This window comes from Paenibacillus allorhizoplanae (assembly GCF_927798215.1).
In the GTDB taxonomy this organism is placed as follows: domain Bacteria; phylum Bacillota; class Bacilli; order Paenibacillales; family NBRC-103111; genus Paenibacillus_E; species Paenibacillus_E allorhizoplanae.
On the sequence record NZ_CAKMMW010000001.1, the window covers coordinates 1 to 21,893 of the forward strand.

General features: G+C 45.2%; 16 protein-coding genes. 7 read left to right on the forward strand and 9 right to left on the reverse strand.

Translation table 11 applies throughout. The features are described 5' to 3' along the window. The first annotated feature begins 450 nt into the window (after positions 1–450). Entirely contained in the window at positions 451–1,110 is a 660-nt protein-coding gene (locus tag L6I86_RS00005) for a DUF559 domain-containing protein (RefSeq protein ID WP_236283866.1), read from the forward strand. A 280-nt stretch (positions 1,111–1,390) separates the two neighbouring features. On the opposite strand, the gene L6I86_RS00010 is transcribed toward L6I86_RS00005, so the two are convergent. Then, a complete protein-coding gene (locus tag L6I86_RS00010) occupies positions 1,391–2,281 on the reverse strand; it encodes an SMP-30/gluconolactonase/LRE family protein (protein WP_236283867.1) in 891 nt (296 codons plus the stop codon). 166 nt (positions 2,282–2,447) lie between these two features. On the opposite strand from L6I86_RS00010, the gene L6I86_RS00015 reads away from it, so the two are divergent. After that, positions 2,448–3,524: a YncE family protein gene (locus L6I86_RS00015; protein WP_236283868.1), complete on the forward strand. Its 1,077-nt coding sequence runs from the start codon at positions 2,448–2,450 to the stop codon at positions 3,522–3,524. Positions 3,525–3,805: 281 nt separating this feature from the next. On the opposite strand, the gene L6I86_RS00020 is transcribed toward L6I86_RS00015, so the two are convergent. Together L6I86_RS00020 and L6I86_RS00025 are read right to left on the reverse strand one after the other, a co-directional pair. Beyond that, positions 3,806–4,168, reverse strand: coding sequence for a Rieske (2Fe-2S) protein (locus L6I86_RS00020; RefSeq protein WP_236283869.1), 363 nt, complete (start codon positions 4,166–4,168; stop codon positions 3,806–3,808). Beyond that, a complete protein-coding gene (locus L6I86_RS00025) occupies positions 4,165–5,280 on the reverse strand; it encodes an amidohydrolase family protein (RefSeq protein ID WP_236283870.1) in 1,116 nt (371 codons plus the stop codon). The genes L6I86_RS00020 and L6I86_RS00025 overlap by 4 nt, the downstream gene beginning before the upstream one ends. Before the next feature lie 167 nt (positions 5,281–5,447). Here L6I86_RS00025 and L6I86_RS00030 point away from each other — a divergent pair, with 167 nt between their 5' ends. Beyond that, positions 5,448–5,924: a CBO0543 family protein gene (locus tag L6I86_RS00030; protein ID WP_236283871.1), complete on the forward strand. Its 477-nt coding sequence runs from the start codon at positions 5,448–5,450 to the stop codon at positions 5,922–5,924. A 222-nt stretch (positions 5,925–6,146) separates the two neighbouring features. Here the strand turns inward: L6I86_RS00030 and L6I86_RS00035 are convergent, their stop codons facing one another. Further along, a complete protein-coding gene (locus L6I86_RS00035) occupies positions 6,147–7,289 on the reverse strand; it encodes a glycoside hydrolase family 88 protein (protein ID WP_420851830.1) in 1,143 nt (380 codons plus the stop codon). A 36-nt stretch (positions 7,290–7,325) separates the two neighbouring features. Beyond that, positions 7,326–9,839: a glycoside hydrolase family 2 TIM barrel-domain containing protein gene (locus L6I86_RS00040; RefSeq protein ID WP_236283873.1), complete on the reverse strand. Its 2,514-nt coding sequence runs from the start codon at positions 9,837–9,839 to the stop codon at positions 7,326–7,328. A 117-nt stretch (positions 9,840–9,956) separates the two neighbouring features. On the opposite strand from L6I86_RS00040, the gene L6I86_RS00045 reads away from it, so the two are divergent. From L6I86_RS00045 to L6I86_RS00055, 3 genes are all read left to right on the forward strand, one after another. Then, positions 9,957–10,847 (forward strand): AraC family transcriptional regulator, encoded by an 891-nt coding sequence (locus L6I86_RS00045; protein WP_236283874.1) that lies wholly within the window; start codon positions 9,957–9,959, stop codon positions 10,845–10,847. A gap of 284 nt (positions 10,848–11,131) precedes the next feature. After that, positions 11,132–11,953 carry a GNAT family N-acetyltransferase gene (locus L6I86_RS00050; RefSeq protein ID WP_236283875.1) on the forward strand — a complete coding sequence of 274 codons (822 nt, stop codon included), beginning with the start codon at positions 11,132–11,134 and terminating at the stop codon, positions 11,951–11,953. A gap of 175 nt (positions 11,954–12,128) precedes the next feature. Next, positions 12,129–12,758 (forward strand): DNA-binding response regulator, encoded by a 630-nt coding sequence (locus L6I86_RS00055; RefSeq protein ID WP_236283876.1) that lies wholly within the window; start codon positions 12,129–12,131, stop codon positions 12,756–12,758. A gap of 279 nt (positions 12,759–13,037) precedes the next feature. On the opposite strand, the gene L6I86_RS00060 is transcribed toward L6I86_RS00055, so the two are convergent. Together L6I86_RS00060 and L6I86_RS00065 are read right to left on the reverse strand one after the other, a co-directional pair. After that, positions 13,038–14,873: an LTA synthase family protein gene (locus tag L6I86_RS00060; RefSeq protein ID WP_236283877.1), complete on the reverse strand. Its 1,836-nt coding sequence runs from the start codon at positions 14,871–14,873 to the stop codon at positions 13,038–13,040. A gap of 25 nt (positions 14,874–14,898) precedes the next feature. Continuing rightward, positions 14,899–15,354: a CBS domain-containing protein gene (locus tag L6I86_RS00065; protein ID WP_236283878.1), complete on the reverse strand. Its 456-nt coding sequence runs from the start codon at positions 15,352–15,354 to the stop codon at positions 14,899–14,901. A gap of 207 nt (positions 15,355–15,561) precedes the next feature. Between L6I86_RS00065 and L6I86_RS00070 the strand changes: the two genes are divergently transcribed. Then, positions 15,562–15,981: a MarR family winged helix-turn-helix transcriptional regulator gene (locus tag L6I86_RS00070; protein WP_236283879.1), complete on the forward strand. Its 420-nt coding sequence runs from the start codon at positions 15,562–15,564 to the stop codon at positions 15,979–15,981. 108 nt (positions 15,982–16,089) lie between these two features. On the opposite strand, the gene L6I86_RS00075 is transcribed toward L6I86_RS00070, so the two are convergent. Further along, positions 16,090–20,265 (reverse strand): glycoside hydrolase family 9 protein, encoded by a 4,176-nt coding sequence (locus tag L6I86_RS00075; protein WP_236283880.1) that lies wholly within the window; start codon positions 20,263–20,265, stop codon positions 16,090–16,092. A gap of 273 nt (positions 20,266–20,538) precedes the next feature. After that, positions 20,539–21,891, reverse strand: a complete 1,353-nt coding sequence (locus L6I86_RS00080; RefSeq protein WP_236283881.1) for a hypothetical protein — start codon at positions 21,889–21,891, stop codon at positions 20,539–20,541. Positions 21,892–21,893: the final 2 nt, after the last annotated feature.

A 21,893-nucleotide genomic window follows, 5' to 3' on the forward strand; every position in this document is an offset into this window, starting at 1 on the left:
TTCTTTAGGTTACCTTTCACCAGTTCAATATGAAGAAAACTACTACAAAGAAGTTAGTTAATTCTCTTAATAGGTGTCTACTTTCTTGACAGAGGTCCACGTTTGTGCTTATTCAACGTCTTTCGATGCACTCCGGTAGTATAATTGGAGCAATAAGCACTCCTAGCATGCTTATACAAGCTAACCAGCTGTTTGCCAGATAGGTAAGTACTTTCTATTGTCATATTCACCAGTTAGAGGTCTCGCCATCAATAAGTACCAACCAACTAGGTTAATCAGTATTAGTACTTGTGTATGATCCTCGCAGCAATTTACAAATAGTGACTTGTCATGCTGACAAGCATTCATGTACAATACAGATGAATAGTTTCGATGGTCGTGAAGCACACAGACCGCCCTCTCCAACAGGAGATGGGCGGTTTTATTATTTTATGAACAGGGGGCATTACTATGTCATTTAACCAATTCTATGAGGAATTCATACAATTTCAACTACGGGAGAGATCTGGCGAAGCATTAAGACGTCTTCAGGAGGGGCATGGTCATGCGGAGAAAATGTTTCTTGAGGTGATTTGGTGGCCGGCAGTTGGTAAATTTGAGTTCCTACATGCCGAATACCCCATTTCAGACTTTAAAGATGGCGTTCGATATTTGGATTTTGCCTATATGCGTGGAACACATTTAGTCTGTATCGAAATTGATGGTTATAAAGCACATCATACGGATTTGAATCGTTGGCAGTTTGCAGACCAGTTAACGCGTCAAAACCATCTCGTACTTGATGGGTGGAAGATACTCCGATTCTCTTATGACGAAATCAAAGAAAAACCTCGTCGTTGTCAACAATTGATCCTCCAAATGATGGGTAGCTGGTTTGGAGAGGGAAATTCTGGCCCTGCCTTAACATTAGAAGAAAGAGAAATCCTCAGGATCGCTGCTCAATCCTACGCCCCCTTACTTCCCAAAACAGTCTCCGAACAGCTTCACATAAGTAGAAATCATGCAGGTAAACTCCTTCGCAGACTTGTTCAGTTAGAAAAATTAATGCCTTCTTCAGGTACCCACCGAATCCGTTCCTACAAACTTCCTCACAAAATTAATCATTCATAGGAAGGGCGGAAGATCATTTTGTATGGATGAGATACGTACTCTAGGCTTGCTTATTCTTGTTAATGCAGGTATTTTACACCCGTTAAGCCCTCCGTGTGTGCTTATTCCCTGACTTTCAAAGCATTTCGGATGGATACACGAGCGATAAGCACTCCGAGCTTGCTTGTGCAAGCAAATTAACTGTTCTACAGAAAGATAAGCACTTTCTATAGCCTTATCCACTGCGCAAAAAAAGCTAAGCACAACATGCGACTTAGCTTCTTCTAGCTATATTAACCATTTAACCCCCGTAAAAATTCGCCCGAGGGCCTTTCACATCCAGCTTTATTCGAAACAAACCACCTGCATGGGGTTGATTCACGCGATCCTCATCACTCACACCTACACTAGCCGTCGTGATATACAATTCATCCATTTGCTCTCCGCCAAACGTACATGAGCTTGTTCGCTCTACCGGTACAGGAATTGAGCCTATTTTCTCACCGGTCATGGGGTTATAACACCCTACCTGCCACCCCCCCCATTGCGCAATCCATAACATGCCATGGTTATCCACAGCCATCCCATCTGGAAAACCTTCATCCTCAGCTATGATAACAACAGTGCGCGGATTGGAGATTCGCCCTGACTCGCCATCATAGTTATAGGCTACCACTTTCTTCGTCGGCGAATCAATGTAATACATGGTCGTATTATCAGGACTCCAGCCAAGCCCATTGGATACCGCAATGCAGCCATCCTCAAGGGTACGAACGGTACCGTCGATATCCAGACAATAAAGTGAACCTGTTGCCACCGACTCATTTTGTGCCATCGTGCCGGCCCAGAACCTGCCTGCTTGATCACATTTGCCATCATTAAACCGATTGTTCGGCAAATGGCTCTCTGGATCCACAAGGAATGTTAACGCCTCGGTGTTCAAATCCAGCAGATGAAAGCCTCGCTCCAAAGCTAGAACCATGCCACCTTGCTGTCTTGGCACGGCGGCTCCAACCTTTTGATCCAATGCAATTGTCCGGTTACTTCCATCAGCGGGTTTATACAGATGTACGGCTTGTCCATTAATATCTACCCAGATTAATTGCCCTGTCGTGTGGTCCCAGACGGGACCTTCGCCAAGATTAGCTTGTATATCCCCAATGCGCTCAATTCCAGTATATTCGTGTGCCATTACCAAGCCTCCTTAGATATTCGTTCGTAATCGTCGTCATGCAATTATGACGCTGAAACGGGTCAAAAGTTGTGCCCTGATACGCTAACTTCAGTCTACCAGTTCCCTACTAGCGTGGTCATGAATATGATTGAAGTACCACATGTCTTGGGGAAGGGGAGCCTTTATGATTATCCGTAAAACTGTGCGCGTTACAAAGCCGAGAATCTCATCGACTAAGCCACGCCTGATTGCATCTATTCCCGTCAGCAGTCCGGCTGTACAGTTCGCCATCAATCCCTTAACGAATCGGTTATATGTTATTCAAGGTGACAACCACCTTAGTGTTCTGGATACCAAAACCAACAAAATCATAACCACAATTAAAATTGGTAAAATGCCTACTTACATGGCTATCAATACGCGTACGAATCGTATTTATGTATCCAATTTTTATGATGGTACCATTTCCGTTATCAACGGCCTTACGAACCGAGTTATTTCTACAATCAAGGTTGGAGAACGCAGCGATCATATCGCCCTCAACACACATACGAATCTGATATACGTCTCAACGATCTCCTTACGTTCACGGAACGCAAATCTCGTCGTTCTGGATGGAGCTACGAATAAAGTACACCGCAAAATTCCATTCAAGGGACGCCCTTCACAATTACTAGTCAATGCTTTGACAAATCGAATCTACGTAACCAATACAACTACAGATACATTAGCCGTAATCCGAGGAGATACCAATACCATCATAGCTACACGGAAAGTCGGAAGAAACCCTGTCATCACACCCGTTCTTGATAGGAAAACTAATCAGCTCTATGTCGCTAATAATTTAAGTCGATACAGCTCAGTCGTGAACTTGCGTACACTCAATGTTCGAAAGATTCAGCTCGGAAGAAGACAAAGAGAAATTACGTTGAACCCTCTTACGTGTCGGATTTATATCTCAAGTGCCCAAATTTCCGTGAATGGGCGGCTTTTTGTTGTAAATAGCAGAACGAACAAGGTCATCGGTTCGTTAACCGTACCAGCCTTTACGGATGTGCTTATTAATCCGCGAACAAACCACTTATTCGTTTCAGAATCAACAGAAACAGGTACAGTTCCACTAACCGTCTATCATGGCAGCAGCCTAAAGCCACTCGCAAAGCTCAAGGTTAGCGCAGGGTCTGGTTCCTTACTGCTTGATCCGCGAACGAATCGCATATATGTTGGCGGAGAAAAGACGATATCTGTCATTCAGGATTAGGGTTCGAAGAATCTGATTAAGCTGACTATCTAGCTACCTCAGGCGTGTGAACACAAAGACAACACCTCGTCAGGTTATATCCTGAGCGAGGTGTTGTTGTTCGATTTTATTCAAAGCAGCATCCAATTGCGCAATAAGTCCTGTTCCCATTTGTGACAAAACCCGGTAACCACTTCGCTGGAGCGCCTCTCCTGCTTTATTATTCTGTGCGACTCCATGCAGAAATCCATCTTCCGTTAGATACGACGTGAGTGCACTAAGCTCACTGCATCTGCACTCTTTTAAATGAGTACATAGATCTCGTTCCCCTCAATCTCAACCTCATATCCTCGCAATTGCACTCCGCCTTCGACCAAATGTTTGCCATCCGTTAGTCCAAACTCCCAACCATGCCATGGGCAGCGCAATATTTCCTGATCTCGTCCATACTCATACTCATAAACTAAGGAGGGCAGCCGCGTCCCGCACACGACACCCTCACAGACAGGAGCAGCCGCATGAGGACACATATTACGCCAGGCATAGTAACTCCCATTTACAAGGAATATACCAATTTCTATTCCTTTAACTTCGACAATCTTGCGTCCTTTTTCGGCAAGTTCTTGGACGCTGGCTGCTGCATATCTGGATTTCACTTTGCTCATTGTGAGGAATCCCCCTCACGAACAGGAACAGATGCAGCTATCGGTGTTGGAAAAGTCTCGTGTCCATATAACTCCAAGGCATTATCAACCAGAATCCGTTGTCTTAAGTCTTTGCGAATCGGTTGCAGCGCCATTTTGGGATTATCAAAATCCCAGTGCGGATAATCCGACGAGAACATAACCATATTATCCGCGCCTAGCATATCTAGTATTTGATTAATATGCTCTGGCTTGCTTGGCTCTTCAATGGGTTGCGTCGTTAGTCGAATATGCTCTTTAATGTATTCGGATGGTAGTCTTTTAAGCCAAGGCACTAAATCTCGAAGTCCTTTGAAATTCTTATCCATTCGCCACATGAGATGCGGAAGCCAAGCTAATCCACCTTCAATGGCAACAAATTTAAGCTTAGGAAACTTCTCGAATACTCCTTCACACACTAAGCTATTGACATGAGACATGTAATTGATTGGTAAAATATTGTGCCATTCCAAATAGGATGTGGGATAACCCGATGGCGTCGGAGCTCCTGCAATCCCTCTTCCCTCTGTACCTGGATGAACCGCAACAGGCAGTCCATTACGCTCAGCCGCTTCATAGATAGGGTGAAAAAAGCGCTGACCGAACAGCATGCGAGAGCCGCTGCACATAATAACCTGAATCATGTCCGGGTGCTTCGCCATACGATCAATTTCCTTCGCAGCCTCAATCGGATCCGCATGATTGATAAGGATGGAACCTTTATAGACTGGACTCGCCTTCAACCATGTTTCGACCAGCCAGTCATTGTAAGCACTTGCGAGAACATTGCCATAGTCTGGATTCGGATTCAATGAAATCCCGAGTATCCCAGACCCGGTCAATATCCCATAATCAATGCCATATTTATTAAAATGATGCTTCAACATATGTTGCGGATCACTGCCAGGGATTCCACCGCCATCAGGCACGGCATCCTTGCGCATCACACCTACGGGAGAATGCCAACCACCGCCATAGCCAGGTCCGGCTGAAAGCCAATAACTATGCCAAGCTTTGGGCAAATAGGGTAGCAGATCTCTCGAGTGAGCTATCGCATTATGGACATCTGTGTCAATGATATTCGGTTTATTCATCTTCAACATCTCCTCAGGTGTGAGCTTGTAATCGCTTATATATACAACTATAAGCCTCAGAACAGCTGACGTACATGAAGATATGTTGCGAAAAACTGGATTTTTGTTATGTCACGTTTCAAGGCGAAATGTACGGGTCATACTTGATATTATCTATGAAGTAAGGAGTGGGCCGTATTCTCATTAATATCCTAATCGGCTTTGTTATACCCTGGTTATTCGGGTTTGCCTGGTTTAAAAAAGCTCCGACCATTGCCATTCTCATCTTTCCTGTTTCTGCCATCATTTCATCGCTCATTAACGCAATTGGGTATCACGTAGATTTTTGGGATTTCACACCAAAAATTGAAGATGATGAAACGATTTCTGCGCTCCCCTTTGACATTGGACTCTATCCCTTCGCAGCCTGTGTAGGTATCTACTGGATTCATTTTAAGAAGAAGCACCCTCTAGTTGTCCTGATTTTACTTGCGATCATCTTGACTGGCCTTGAATCAATCGCATATGTAGTTGGTAAAGTTGAGTATAGACATGGTTGGACGATTGGATGGACTTTTGTCTCTTATCTCATCGCGGTTGCTGCTGTGTATGGATTCTATGCGCTCGCGAGAAATCACGGGGTAATCTTTTCAAGTACAAAGTAATGCTTCTTTACAATATGAAAGATCCAATCCCCAGCTCCGCTGAATGATATGCTTCTAAAATAATTGAAAGCGACTTTGTAACCTCCTCGCCAGAAACGCAAGGTTCTCGATCAATTTAGTGATGTTTTTCATCACTATGGCATGCTGGGGCCGGTGTTTGTATAAAAAGGAGCTAAACGCAACTTGCCGCTTAGCTCCTTTTTCATTCCCTATAACTTTTTTTTAGAATATCCGCTGTTTCCAACCCTGCAGCTTAGCTAGCGCTTCGACGTAATAATAATCGCCGTAGATGAGCGAAACGTTCACATTCGAATTAGCAGGTTTATTTCCTGTTCCTTCAAGTAGAATAGCTTGGTTTTCGGGCTTATCCCACGTACCGTAATTCACAGTAAGTGACAGCAGCATCCGTTCTGCTGCACGGAGATACATAGCACCTTCGATTGGCGGTAAGAAGGCTGCAAGATCAATTAACCCAGAAGCTGCGCAGGAAGCGGCCGATGTATCTCTCGGCTCGTTATCCAGCGATGCATCTGCACGGAAATCCCAGTGTGCCACGTAATCTTCAGGCAGACACGCCAAAAAGTAATTCGCCACGCGTTGAGCTGCTTTTAAGTACTGTGTGTCTTCTGTGAAACGATACACATTGACCAAACCGTGCAATGCCCACGCTGCGCCTCGGCTCCAAGCCGATTGCGGGCCGGCACCTTGACCGCCAAGCGATTCAATCAACTCGCCTGTCTTCGGATCAAAGCTCAAGATATGGTTCACAGAACCATCTTCCCGAATGAACTTCTGTACAACTGTATCGGCTTGTGCTCTTCCGATATGTTCAAAGCGCGGATCTCCTGTCATCTCTGCTGCCCAGAATAAAATGGACAGATTCATCGTGGAATCAACGATCGACCAACCTAACTTCTCTTGGTTCCACGCGCGGATGAAGTTTCCTGCGATGTTGAAGCGGCCTGCCAGGAAATTGGCTGCTTGCAGTCCACGACGCAAACCATCTTTATCACCTGTCAGCTTATGTTTGATAACCGCAGTCGGCAAATACTGGAAGCCAACGTCATGGTGGAAATTATTATCTATAATACTTTTTTGCTCAAACTTGCCGTCCCACTCCCAGGCTGCTTCCTTGTAGTGTTCTTTTCCTGTCATCTCATGCATAATCCAAAGAATGCCTGGCCAGAAGCCTGATGTCCACCAATCGACCCGCATATCATCATAAACGCCGTCTTCTTTGGCAACATGAGGCGATTTATCCCCAATTTGCTCGATCATCCGATCAACCTTCACTCGCAGTTCTTTCCATACTTCAGGTAGAATTTCCTCTAGCTTCTGCGCGTTTTGCCACTTTACTGCATTCATAAGCTCACCCATCGTATACGCCTCCTCGAAGTGGTTTTACTTCATAACATCTATGATTGCTGTTACCGTAGACATACCTTCACAGGCAGCGCTGACAACGGATGTATATTTCCGCTGAACATCTTTATTCTCCTGTGTTGAGGAAGCCAGTGATGATGCCGGGCCTCCTGCACTTACGAAATCCGTAACCGTCATGCCAGCAGGCAAGCCACCTGTAGGATCTACGTAAATTCCTGCACGACCACTTGCAAGCTGAACCTGTCTCGATCCACGAATCGTGCCGAGATTATCGAGCAGCTTCCCATCCCCAGTTAAACCAAACCGAACAAATCTAGCTGCATCGGGACAAAAGATTCCTTTTGCATCATACGCACCGACTTCTACGTAAACGCGTCCATCCGCTAATGCTTCCGTCGTGACTTGGATTTCTGTCGGCTCACCCCACACATCCGATTGATACGTGAATTGCAGCTCGTCGCTTACAACCTCACCATTACAGGTGGCTTCCGCACGCAGCTGATACTCACCCGCAGTCAACTCCGTTTCCCAGCGAAGACCCGCGCATGGGAAATCTTGCGAATCGCGCTGCTTCACGCCTAAGCTCACTCCATTCATAAAAAGCTCAACTTGTTCGGCGTTCGAGTACACTTTGATTAACTTCCGCTCTCCTTCGGCTCCCCAGCGAATTGGCATCGTATGACCATAAATACGAACCATCGGCTTGTCTGACCAGTAGGATTGGAACACATAGAAGGCTTCTTTCGGCGTGAGATCACGTTCGACGATCCCCTTCATATTCAAATACGGAATCGGTGAATCCGGCCGGACCGGTGTTGCAAAATCTTTGAAAGACCACTGCGCTGCACCCGTCAGCCAATCCATCTTCTCCTGGGATTTCAAGTACCAATCGATCATTTCGCAGAAATACGTTTCCGACCAATCGCCATCACGGGATACGCGAGGTTCACCACCCGTTAATAAGTAATCCCCATCTCGCTCATCCGTGACGCCATCAGTATTTTTCATAAAAGCAAAGCCCGTGAACGGTTTCTCCACATGCCGAGTTGGCAGATTGTCCGCTCCCCACTCCATATGGAAGAACGAGTCCACATTCTCAAATGCCGTCTGACAACTTGATTCATAGTCGGTATACACACCACGATACCAGCCTGCCCAAATGGAAGGCGAATACACATCGATAATATCCTTGCAAAATTCACATCGGCGAATCGCAGTTAATCGGCTTGGATCCAGCTCATGCGACAGATCATGCAACTTTTTCATGAAAGTGCGAATTTCTTGCTGATCGAAATGATCAAAATCGCACTCCCAATCGTTCTCATTGCCCAATCCCCATAAAATAACGGATGGATGATTGTAATGTTGAGTGATCATCGCTGTAAGCATATCGATGCATTGTTGACGATATTCGGGTCCACCAAGTCCACCGCGGCACCAAGGAATTTCCTCCCAGACGAGAATGCCCAGCTCATCACATAGATCCAGTACGATACGAGACTGCTGATAATGCCCAAGGCGAATGAAATTCGCGCCCATCTCCTTAATGAGAAGCATTTCTTCACGGATCATGTCTTCCGTCATCGCAGCCCCAACAGCGGCATGATCCTCATGTCGATGCGTACCGCGCAGCAAGAGACGCTCGCCGTTCAGCTTAAACGGACCTTGCTTCACAAATTCAAACGTTCGGAAGCCGAACTTTTCTTGACTTGTTGTTTCACCATCCGCACAGACGAGAACAACGGAGCAGTTGAATAAATATGGGTCTGCGACCGACCATAGATGTGGGTTCTGCACCTCAAAGTTCGCAATCTCCATCTCATCCTGCCAGACTGGTAAGGAAATCTCCGTTTGGCCAACAATTACTCCATCTTGCTGCTTCAACACAATCGCAAGCTTGATATTTTCCGAGAGCTGGTCAGGATTGTACAACTTAGCTCGTACTTTTACTTTCCCGCTTCGAGCTGATTGTGCAGACAAATCTTCCACAACAGTCTCCACATGCACCTGAGCCAAGGAAATCTGCGGCACATAAACAAGGTTCACATAGCGATACACACCGCCATACAGATTGAAATCACTCGCATCCGAAGGAATCGTCTCCAGTTCTCGGCTGTTATCACAAGCAATCGCGACGGGCACGTGCCCTGCATATCGTTCGATCTCCTTCGAACGCGCCATCGCTTCCGAAATATCCACCGTGAACTCGTCATATCCGCCAAGGTGGGAATCTACCTTTTCAGTATAGACGTACACATCCGTGCGTTGCCCTGCGCCTTCGAAATGCAGCAGCGTTCTCCCCTTCGGATAAGGGTTATGTACCTCCAATTTGTTCCGGTACCAGCCTTGTCCTTGATAATATTTATGATCAGGATCCATCACATCCGACCCGTTGTACGTGTGTGGAAGCGTGACCGATTCCCACGGGACATTATAATGATTTTGCAGCTTATCTGAACGCCACACCTCCCAAACACCGCCTAAGGAACCGCGATAATGCTCCCATTGCTCTGTTAAACGTTGTTTCAACATGTTACTTGTCTCCTCCTAGTTGCACTTTCACTTAACTCCATCCTATCAAAAAAAAGACCAAAAAAGTTTATGCCTCTTATGATAAAATGTTGTTAGAATACGATGAGGTGATCTCTTATGAAGCTGATGAATTACATGAACTTAAACGTGCACCCGGTGCAATTATCGTTTTTCAAAGATCGAACACACGCATTCGAAGAAGTATTTCATGCTCATCAGGGAATGGAGCTGCTTGTCGTGCATGAAGGCACTGGTATCGTCGTAATAGAACAACAAATTGTTGAGCTGATACCGGGCTCTATTTTTTGCTTTAGACCTTTTCAACTACATCGCATTCGGATTCACAATCTGCCAGAAGACAACTACATCCGCTCGCTATTCGTCCTTGAGCCCGCTGTCCTAGAGGCAGTGCTCTCTGCTTTTCCAACGCTACGCGAGTTCCTCATGAAGCTATGGAAGGATCCGCTTATGCCGCAGGCATTCCGAAGTGAAAGTCTTGCGGAGCTTGAAGTCTTGCTGCACAGCTACGTGCCTAGACTGGATGCTGCCAAAGAAAGAGGACCCGAACGACTGCTGGAAGAGCAGACACTCTTCCTCACGGCGTTCTTGCACCAGCTCCGTACGGATTCCGAGAAGCAATCAGATTCTGTACCTCATCTATCGGGTAGAAGCTCATCCACAGCCGAGCGAATGCTCGCGTGGATTGAAGCGCATTACATGGAGCCCTTTAAGCTTGATGAGCTCGCTGCGTCTGTTCACCTAACGCCCAATCATGTATCTGCTACCTTTCATCAATCCATTGGCAGCACCATTACCGAATATTTAACCGCACGTCGGATCCGGCAAGCCTGTTGGCTTCTGCGAACGACAGATTTGTCCGTGCAAGATATTGGTGAGGCAGTTGGATTGGGGAACTTCTCCTACTTCTGCCAACTGTTTAAGAAGCATGTAGGATTCACGCCCTATAAATTCAAAGGGATGAGTGCTTACACCAATTTCATTGAATGACATTCGTACAGTATCAAATTCTTGTTCAGATTCTTTCATTATATGCAGACTTTACCATGAACTCCGACTCTTGGCATGTGATAATGATAACAAGATATTCTTTTGATGGAGGTTATATCATGTCAAATTGGATCATTCGAAAATTACAGCAACCCGACGATTTTAAGGCTGTCGCACCGCTTCTTAATCTGATTTGGTCGGAACCCACAACAGCTGAATAGCTCAATAACGACGAGGACAAAATCCCTCCTGGTAAGCTGCATTACAATGAAGAAGGATTGTTGATGGGATGGGATCGTCCCAAATGGGTTGTTGAAGACGAGCTTGGACAAGTTGTCGGCTACGCAATCGCATGGCGAGCTCCATGGACGGAGCCTGGTGAACTAATCTATACACTGGTTGTTGACCCGAAAATACGTGGTAACGGCGTAGGAAATGCCTTGTATGATGCGGTTTATCAATGGGCTGTTCAGGTAAAAGCCTCGCGACTCGTTGGATATATGAAAGAGAGCGACGAGCGATCCTTAGCATTTGCTGAACGACGCAATCACGTGAAAGAGCGGCATTCCTTCGAATCCGTTCTGGAATTGGCAACGTTTGATGGCGGTACACTTGCTGCATCCATACAGGAAGCAGAACGGGCAGGCATCCAGTTCATTACACTAGCTGATGAGCCTGGGGAAGCAAGTGAGCGAAAACTGTACGAGTTATATAAGATTACACATCTGGATATTCCGGGCTATTCAGGTGATTTTCCTTGGTTTGAAGAATGGAAAAAATGGAGCATCGCGCAAAATGGTGTTCGTCCCGAATGGATCCATATCGCCAAAGATGGCGAGCGCTTTATTGGTGTTGTTACACTTCAGCAGAACGAACAAACACGTGCCATGTATCATGAATATACCGGCGTACTTCCCGAATATCGAGGTAGGCGGATTGCACTCGCCTTAAAGATGCTCGGTGTGCAAACCGCACAGGCTTGCGGTGTGCCATATTTGAAAACACATAATGATTCCATGAATGCTCCTATGCTGCGCATTAACCGCGATTTGATCGGCTTTCGCGCGGAGCCTGGAAGTTTTAGAATGGCATGCGAACTTCGTTGAGCGTTACACAACAGAATGAGAAAATACACTATTTTTTGTCTACTACCAAATTCAGTGACAAAAAGCCTCTTTTGTTCTATAGTAATCATTACATATGATTGCAGGTGAAGCACACCGCTCCCTCCCTACTCGGGGAAGGCGCGGTGTTTTTCGTCTTAGCTGAGGGGGAATGTTCTTGGACATATACAAGACATGGTTGGAAAAACAGAGGGAAAATCTTACCGGTGAGGCTCTCCGTCGATTACATGAAGGACATGCTCACAATGAGAAATTATTTGTACAAGATCTATGGTTACCTGCGGTCGGCAACTTAGATTTTTTGCATGCAGAGTACGAGGTCACAAATTTTCGGGACGGTTTCTTCTATTTAGATTTCGCTTATATCAGACCACCCTACTTGATTAATTGGGAAGTCGATGATTTCAGTTCGCATGCCAAACTTGTAACCCGTCGAAGCTTTGAGTATGAGCGGGAAAGACAAAACCAATTGATGCTAGACGGCTGGCACATATATCGTTTCCCTCTGGACGCTATCAAAGAGAAGCCTCGACGCTGTCAGCAACTTATCCTGCAAGTGTTAGGAAAACTATACGGTGGTGGTGTGATTACAGATCTGAAACTTTCCTTAAAGCAGCGGGAAACTCTTCGTTTCGCCAGACAGATACAGAGACCTTTCATGCCTCAGGAGATTTGTGATTTGCTTTTCATTAAAGGACAGCATGCTCGGACATTGCTTCACGAATTAGTCCAATCCGGTCTGCTAGTCCTGCATCAGGCTCCAGTCGCATTCGTACCTACTGTATAGACAACAAGGCCATACAGCGGCATCATATAACGTTATAGTATAGCGCTAATCGGCTCTAACAGGCTCCCCAATTAAAATTAACGTTACGCGATAACGCTAATAACTCCAGAATGTCTGATTTCCGCATAATACAACACTTTAGCGTTACACCAACACTTTATTTCCAACAAAAATAGAAAAAGCCCAAGATAAGGTGATACCATCACCTTATCTTAAGCCACAGGGCCGCCATTCGCGCGGCATGAAAAAAGCCTTGCGAGATTCGCAAAGCGGTTTATATTATTCAGGCTCCACACGATCTGGGAGTTGGGATACATAGCTATCGGATAATTGCAAAAGCCTTAATGCATGATTAAATTCATCTTCGGTTGCTGATTGATGTTCATTGGCATTGCCGGCAAGCGTAAAATAATTGCCATCCTCGAAACCTTTGCCTGACATGTAAAGTTCTTCATTATTTACAAATGAGCCTGTTGGCAAGTAATACCGTTGTGGCAATAAGTTATAGGCCGTTTGGTTAAGTAAATCTTGACCAAAGTGTATATAGTCTGTCAACGACACACCAAGAAGGTTGGCCACTGTAGGTAAAATATCAATTTGACCACCGAGCTGACTTTGCACTTTTGGTGTGGTGACGCCTTCCGATGCAATGATAAGAGGAATATTAATGAGTTCTTTTTCGCTGTATTCATGACCTAGTATTTCCGTCATCAAGTGTTTGTCATCCGCTTTTAAAGAAAATAAGGGAAGCCCGCGGTGATCACCGTAGATCACGACGACACTGTTCTCCCAAATCCCCCGTTTCTTCAAATCCTCAATAAACAACCCAAGTGCATAGTCCGCATAATTCTCTGCGCGAATATAGTCACCAACGAAGGTCCCTTCATACCGCTCAGGCAAGGTCATTTTATATTTCTCTTCCGGAATAGTAAAAGGGTTATGAGAGCTCATGGATATCACGTGCGCGTAAAAAGGTGTACCTTGATTTTGATATGATGCTAATTCTTCCGCTGTTTTCAGGTACAATACTTCATCGGAAGAGCCATAGAAGAAGGCATCCTCATCTTTGAAAAACTGTTTGTCATAATAGCGATCATAGCCAATGGCTTGATATAAATCATCCCGATTCCAGAAGCCAACTTCATTCGTATGGAAATTCATCGTCGTGTAGCCTTGTTTCTGGAGAAGCTTCGGAAGGCTCGGTAAATCTTTCTTCCCATAGACTTGTGTAGCCGCGCCATCCGGTGGTACGTAATACGAAGTGTTCACAATAAACTCGGCGTCCGATGTATTTCCTTGGCCAATTTGCTGATAAAATTTCGGGAAATAATAGCTGGATCCAGCCAACCGATTCATGTTGGGGGTAATTTCAGTCCCATCAATGTTCAAACCGATGAGGAAGTTCTGGAAGGACTCCATTTGAATGATAATCAAATTCTTACCACTCGCTGCGCCATGTAACGTTGGTTCTACGACAGTAACTTTATTCTTCAAATCGTCAATAGCTGACTGTGTAATTTGATCCGGACTAATGATTTCTTCTTTCTTAGGAGAAAGCAGGTTATACATCTCATAATTTAATATGCCCATTTTGGATGCTTTCACATTTTCATTGAAGGAACTACGGTTAGGAATCACACTAAGTGCACAAAGTAATACGGAGAAGCAAGCAACACTGGCTACGATTTTCATGCTAAGAGGCTTCCATTCTCTCGTTTTCGGCTTTAAAAATGCAAAGAAAGCAACAATCACGATGTCCAAGAAGAACAGCAGATACTGGGGCTCAATCACAGAGAATATACTTTTCTTGACTGCACCGACTTGCTTGGCTTGGGTTAAAACGTGATACGTAGCAATAACTCCAAAATGTTTATAATAAATAACAAGTGCAAAAAACAAAATGGTCATAATCAGGTCAATTGCGAGATACCAAGCGAGTTTATGCTTTTTAACAACATATTCAACCACGCAATAGGTAATTAAGATCGCGGGTATTTCTGTTAAAAGAATCCTTGCCGACGGACCTGTTTCAAATAATATCATCCAAGCTACATAAATTTTAATCACAATAAATAATGGAAATAAAAATAATCTATGCCTGAGCCGTTCCAACATACAGATAGCTCCTTTCATTTACATATCATAAAATAGAATGGAAGGAATGCCGAATCACATCTCCCCTGCTAATAATGCCTACTAACACGCCTCTTCTTAGAACGGGGAGTTTTTTTATTCGCTTTTTCCCCAAAATCGCTGCGATTTGCTCAATGTCTTCTTCTGCATCTACAGCAATCACCTTCTTCTGTGCTATTTTCATCACATTCAAAGGAAGCAAGTTGCGCACGCGATCTTGAAACTCATCATTATCGCCTTTGATCACAGCTGTGTAGAGATACGAACCAAATATATAATCATCATGCTTACCGATATATCGCATAATATCCCCATCACTGATGTAGGCCACAACTTCATTCCGATCATTAACAACAGGAAGTCCACTAATTCGGTGCATGAGGAACTTCTCAATAACCGCGCGAACGGTATCCCCTTCTTTTACTTTATACACCTGACTTACCATAATTTCTTTAGCCTTCAAATTGTGTCCTCTCCCGTCTACAGTTGCCTTCTATTCAAACAAGAAGTATGATGACACTATATACTTGCATTATACAACTATGTCGGATGAAGTCAATCCTTAAGAGACAGTCGATCACCCCTACTTTGGAAGATATTCAAATAATCCGGTGTATGTTACGATATAACCATAAATGAATGCAAACACCTAACAAAGAGGTCTATTATGATGACAAAAAATCCCGTTGAAACCATTGAAGTTGAATTAGGCATATTCATTCGCCGTTTTATCGCTGCAACTACAAATAAAAAAGTCGGCAATTTGGATCGTGCTGCTTATCTACTGCTACATCAAATTTCGACACATGGATCTGCTGGCGTGAAAGCTTTAGCAGAGGAATTCCAACTCGACATGTCGACAATCAGTAGACAAACAGCTGCTTTAGAACAAAAAGGCTACCTCTATCGCATCCCGGATCCGCAAGATGGCCGCGCCTACTCCATGCAACTCACGGATACCGGCACAGCGGAATTAGCTTTGAACAAGCAAGCACGCTTGGAGTATTTAACGAAGCATCTTCAAGATTGGACTGAAGAAGATCAACAAAGGTTCGGTGAGCTGCTGAATAAGTTTAATTGTACGTTTTAATCATCTCAGAGATACTATCCTCTTACGAGAATCCCATCACTTGGTTTCCATCTTTTTCTAACGATAAAAAACTTCCAGTTCAATTAACTGGAAGTTTTTTTCATTTAATTATCTCGTTACCAAAACATCATCAAAGATTGCCTTCGTATTCGCATACGTGCGAGCCCCGATTTTCCCGCTTGTAAAGGTTGTATCTACAGCACTAAATTGGAGTGCACCATCTTTGTACACCGAGATATTGCTGCCATTTAGGACAATTTTATACGTGTAGAACGTATCGGCAACAATACTTGGGCTTGTGTAGCCTAATGTCGTTTTGACCCCAGCAACTGATTTCACCAGTTCCATTTTCCTACTGCTGGCATGATCATTATTTTTCAAGTAGAGCATGTAGTAGTTATTGGCATCGGTATAGCGAACTAATAATCCCGCGTCTTTGTTCCCATTCGTATTGTTCGTTACGTTGACTTTCGCTTCCAATGTGTAGTCGGTCCAAGTAGACTCACCAGCAATGGAGTAGCTGTTTGAACCTCCGGCTTGCCCGCTGTATTGCGAGGATTGTACCGACCAGGTTCCGCTCGTAGGTGTCCAACCTGTCGCAAGACCATTATTGAAATCGCTGAGAAGCAACTGTTGCGTTACACTTGGACCCGACTGTACGGCGCTGCTTAACGCATTCGAGGTCGTATCTGTCGTGTGGAAATAATAGGAATGGTTCCCTACAGGCAATTTGGTTGTATATTTATAAGCTTTGCCATCGCTGTAGGTGACATCTGCAGGATCAACAGCTTCCATTTGGTGAACAATGCCATCTAGAATAAGTTCCATGGAGAATGGTTTCTCATTTTGCGCATCGGTGTACATTGTATTGAACGTGAAGTCTGTTGCTGCATCACCAGTAGCATGATCTACGCTGATTGCACTCAGTGTCGGAGCCGTTCCACTCGCTAGGTTCGTTGCTTTGATCTCATCCATAAACATTTCTCCATAACCAACACTCGTTTGGTTCAACCAGATGGATAATGTCGCTTTCTTTTTGTTCACGACAGGCGTTAAAGTATCTAGATTATAGACTAAGTCCGTCCATGTGGTCGGAACTGCAATATAGCCGCCAGTCAGGTTATAAGTGCGAGATCCATCATTTAATTCGATTTTCATCTTCAGGTTGGCATAACTCGGGTTCTTAACCTTGAAATTCAAATAACGATAACCAGACAAATCAACGATGTCGTGCCAAGGTTGGAATTTCGCATAGGAATTAACTGCCGTCGGTGTTTGTGAGAATTTACCAACTGTTAAACCATCCAATGTTGTCTTCACGAATGCCGCTGTTCCGCCATTTTGCGTATACCAGTTTACCCACTCGCCATTACCGCCCACAGACCCCCAAATGCCTCCGCCACCAAAATCATCATAGATCAGTGGTGTAGAAGGATCTGGCAAAGGTGCTGCCACCGTGTAATGCGTCGAGCTATAACTTTGTCTGCCTGTTGCATCTGTCCCACGAATGTCCACGCGTTTATTCGCATAGGCGACAGACGCACTTTCATCAACCGTAGCTGCATACACACTGCCCGAAACGGACATCGGCAGGAATGTACCTGAAGTACCTGTTGACGAATATTCAAGATTACTCAATCCTGTAGTAGGACCGCTAAATACGGTTACATTGCCTCGTACATAATCGCCGATTGTCGGTGATGTAATAGGGAGCGTCGCTGGTGTTGTACCGCCTGCAGAGCTTGCGGATGCATTCGCGCTTAATCCCATTATCGTGTACAAAAGACCAGCTTGAATACTGATACTGAATTCGTTATAACGCCATTGGTTCGTATCATCTTCATACAGTGAACGATCTTCGTACCATGGGCTGACGCTTGTTTTATCCTTCGTATCCTTCATATTCGGTCCACTGACCATGGCGCCTGGGAACACCACACCAGAACCTTGCTTGGAATTGGCGCCTTCATCGAATCGTGTATGTGGGTAGGTGACATAATCCGAACCGATCCCAGATACCCAGCTCATATTCCAAGGATTTTCCCCGAAAATCCAGTACATCCCCTTCTCGACCGCGCGAAGCGCCGCAGGATCTTGGAATAACTCGTAATAACGCATCATGTCGCCAAGATAAGAAGCATGCGGCTCATTCACACCGAAGTTCTTAAATTGGTTCAGCACGCTGTACGGTGTGTCATCCGTTGAAGATAGGAAATAATCAACTTGCTGTTTCAATAACGCCTGAATATGCGTTTTCGTTGTGGCATCAGCGACAGGATAGAACTCCGCGAGAGACATCGGTCTCATATCCCAATAGTTCGTAGAAGCTAAATCGGTAAAGACGAGTGTGTTGATATTCGCAGTTGCAGCATTTTTGTAGGCTACGTTGTTCGTCAACAGATACAGCTCTACATCCGCTAGAAGCTTGGAATTCGGAATGCCGCCACGAGTTGAGTAGGAACCAACTGGCCCGTTCGGATTTGCAACGACATAATTGTAAAATGTAACGGCAGCCGCTTCACAATTGTTGGCGAAGGTTGTGAGCGCTGTGACCTTCGCTGGCGCGATGTCACCTTTGGCGATTGCTGTGCGGATAGCCCTTGCTGTAGCCGCAAGTGTTCCCGCTGCTTTGGCGGAACCTCCAACGCCTAAGCCGGAGAGTTTGCGATCGTCGGCTGTGCCGTTTACGTTATCCGTCGTTTTACTCGGATGAACGAAGCTTGCGTTGTTCTTAAGATCATACATTTCTCCTCCAAGTTGATTCGCGAATTTGACCAAATACTCACTGCCAAATACCGCTTCATCAACAAGATCAGGAATACCATTGCTGTCATTATCGAACTTGGAGCTGGCTGCGTCAGCATGCCGTATATAGGCTAAAGCAATTTCGCTGCCTACCCATTGGTTGCCGCCATATTTGCCATAATCTCCTGCATCATACCAACTGCCCGTCAAATCATAGTGCGTCAATCCGTCAGCCGATTGCGCATCGTCCAAATGACCAGCTGCATGGTAAATATTAGCCGATGGTGCTACCGTGCTATATCCAGCAGGATAAGCATCGGAAGTTGCCACACTCGCGCGCAAGATGCGATAGAAAGCGGTCATTTCATCCTTGTAATTCGTCCAAATGTTCGGTTGAATGGCGAAAGGAAAAGATGAGATGTTATTGCTGACAACGGTATAATTCGTTCCACTAGTTGTGATGGATGAGAAATCGATTGAATATACGTGTTTATTCCAAAAGAAACCATCGTACGTCATATTGCCAGAAGCAACAACTGTTGCACCATTCTTCACGACATACGACGTATCCGTTAGAGCAAGCTGCGCTGTCACCTTGGCATTTTTAAACGCACCAGCGTTATATCCTGCTTGGCTGACCGTGACGTCGATAACTTGAGCCGTGTTCGTAACGACAGGTTGATTCTGGATCGTCGTTGATACTTGATTCGACGTCAAATCCGTCGTTCGGAAATAATACGTATGTGATCCCACGGGCAGCTTCGTGATGTAGTAATAATTTTTGCCATTGGAATAGGTGGTATCCGCATTATCCTCTTCCCTCATATCGTAGAGGGTGTCGTCGACAACAAGCTGCATAGCGAAAGGCTTCTCATTATCTGCATCCGTATATGTCGCTTTGAAAGTAAAGGATGTGTTCTGGTTATAACCACTCGTCGAGTTAGCCGTCATGCTGCCTGTTAACGTTGGTGCAGTGCCACTGTTGTCCGTAGATGCGAAAATATCATCAATCAGTGTCTCACCATATGTGCCTCCGGATTGACGGAGCCAAATTTCAAACCTAGCCGTTTTTTTGTTCAGCGCTGGTGTCAAAGCGTTCAAATCAAATTGACTCGTCGTCCATGTTGTCGGAATGGCAACCCATCCATTGGTCAAATTATAGTTGGTTGTTCCGTCTCCAACTACAACTCGAATGAGCGAATTCGCATACCCAGGATTTTTCATGGTAACGTTCAAATAGCGATAACCCGTCAAATCGACTGTCTCATTCATGGGCTGGAATTTCGCCCAGGAAGAGCTCGACGTTGGCGTTTGCGTGAATAACCCGACTTGACGCGAGTCTACGGTTGTTTTTGAAAATGTGCCTGTTCCACCAGCTTGGTTGAACCAATTCATCCAGTTCTGCTTGTAGAGACCACCGCCATTAAAATCGTCGTAAAGCAGCGGATTGTTTGGTCCTGGCAGCGGTGTTACAGCTGCTGAGGTTGTACTTGGTGAAATCAACAGGGTGTTTAACGCAAGGATCAAGCCTAAACACATGCACCAAAATCTCCTTGACCTTCCTTTCATTCGAGTGGTGCTTGACATTAACCATTCCTCCTATGCATGAATATTTTGGTAATCGCTTACATTTCAATTATACGAAAACTTGGATGATCGAACGATGATGTAATCTCTACATCTTGTGATCAATTCTGGGAGTTGGGCAAATTAAGCTACATCGACTATTTCTGTTACTTCTGCGGGTCCTGCTGCCCCAAAGAAAAAAGGAACCCCGCAAACGCGAGGCTCCTCCTTCTGACCTTCCATTACCTACATCTTTCTCCGGAACACTAGCCGTATCGTTCTTTTCTCTCCAGTCAGATTGAAGCGCAGAAAAGCTAATTCATCTTGAATCACTTTCATTTCCACATCGCTTGAGCAACTTTCGATTTCATAGTCGCTGAGCTCATCATCCCAATACGTTAGTCCGAACGGCATCGGCTTCCAATTCCCGATCTCGTAAACGAGCTCGATGCGTTCACTCGTCTTCTCGTACGTCGTTATGAATAACGGTGGAATCTTTTCCTCGAATTCGTCTTGCATATCCCACTGACCGACATAATTGCGGACAAGCCGCGGTTTACATTCCCCTTTGACGAATACCATCTGACACTGACTGTCATAGTAGAAGAACGTATCCGGCCAAGGCCCTGCAGCAACACCACCGAGCGTCATGGTGTAGTCGTTGACTTCTGGCCGAATCGGTTTATCTTTGGTTAACATATAGGACGGTGCAGTAATTGCGTTGCTTTCATGATAGCTAGCGAGCGCCTTCGGCAAGGTTGTGAGTGTTACGCCACACTGTGCCACGTAGGCAAAGAATCGGTCGAGCATCCCTTCGCATGCCTCAACATGGGAAGCCGGGAACACTTGAAAGCGATCACTGAACTCCATTTCATGTGCCTCTTGCTGTTGCAGAAAGAACACCTGCTCATTGTGATCCGTATTGGCCAAATATTCGTCAAACAGCATTTTCCAATACGTAATCTCTTCCCCCGTACATAAACCTGCACGCAACACATCATTAGGATCGGTCGAATAGATGACAGGACTTCCTGTATGGTAGGACAAATGCAGATCCCGTGCAGTCCATTCACAGGCAACGACTTTGCCTTTGCCAGGATGTGGAACCTTGTATCGATGGCTATCCACATACCAGGATCCCCAAGGGATCCCTTTATGTGTTATACCATCCCACCACACTTGCTCCCAGCAATAGCCCCACATGCCCTGAAAGTCCAGCTCCTCGAGCACTTCAATCACTTCATTGTAAATCTTTCCTCTGCCTGCAATCTTCGTTGTGGCCCAAGGAAAAGCTTCCTTCACAAGATTCCAATCGGCTTCCAGACGCCCTTTCAATGCATCCTTCGACATCCCCATATCTTCCATGAAGAAAGGACATTGCAGAATGATATCGTCGCCATAAGCCTCATGCCACTGCCGAATTTGCTCACCCAACACGGGTATTGAGCCTCGGTTGACGATCCATGTCACGGGTATCCCATGTGCATGGGCTAATCTTGCTGTTCGCTCCACACCTTCGACAGCAGTTCCATGTCCCCAAGGTGTATCATAGTGGGAGGCATAGCTAACGAAAGTGTAAATGAGGTTCTGGGGTTTCAACG

What these genes read in the sequence shown, in the direction of transcription:
- L6I86_RS00005 (WP_236283866.1), top strand. Translation starts at nt 451, where the DNA reads ATGTCATTTAACCAATTCTATGAGGAATTCATACAATTTCAACTACGG.
- L6I86_RS00010 (WP_236283867.1), bottom strand. Translation starts at nt 2,281, where the DNA reads ATGGCACACGAATATACTGGAATTGAGCGCATTGGGGATATACAAGCT.
- L6I86_RS00015 (WP_236283868.1), top strand. Translation starts at nt 2,448, where the DNA reads ATGATTATCCGTAAAACTGTGCGCGTTACAAAGCCGAGAATCTCATCG.
- L6I86_RS00020 (WP_236283869.1), bottom strand. Translation starts at nt 4,168, where the DNA reads ATGAGCAAAGTGAAATCCAGATATGCAGCAGCCAGCGTCCAAGAACTT.
- L6I86_RS00025 (WP_236283870.1), bottom strand. Translation starts at nt 5,280, where the DNA reads ATGAATAAACCGAATATCATTGACACAGATGTCCATAATGCGATAGCT.
- L6I86_RS00035 (WP_420851830.1), bottom strand. Translation starts at nt 7,289, where the DNA reads ATGAATGCAGTAAAGTGGCAAAACGCGCAGAAGCTAGAGGAAATTCTA.
- L6I86_RS00040 (WP_236283873.1), bottom strand. Translation starts at nt 9,839, where the DNA reads ATGTTGAAACAACGTTTAACAGAGCAATGGGAGCATTATCGCGGTTCC.
- L6I86_RS00045 (WP_236283874.1), top strand. Translation starts at nt 9,957, where the DNA reads ATGAAGCTGATGAATTACATGAACTTAAACGTGCACCCGGTGCAATTA.
- L6I86_RS00050 (WP_236283875.1), top strand. Translation starts at nt 11,132, where the DNA reads ATGGGATGGGATCGTCCCAAATGGGTTGTTGAAGACGAGCTTGGACAA.
- L6I86_RS00060 (WP_236283877.1), bottom strand. Translation starts at nt 14,873, where the DNA reads ATGTTGGAACGGCTCAGGCATAGATTATTTTTATTTCCATTATTTATT.
- L6I86_RS00070 (WP_236283879.1), top strand. Translation starts at nt 15,562, where the DNA reads ATGACAAAAAATCCCGTTGAAACCATTGAAGTTGAATTAGGCATATTC.
- L6I86_RS00075 (WP_236283880.1), bottom strand. Translation starts at nt 20,265, where the DNA reads ATGTGTTTAGGCTTGATCCTTGCGTTAAACACCCTGTTGATTTCACCA.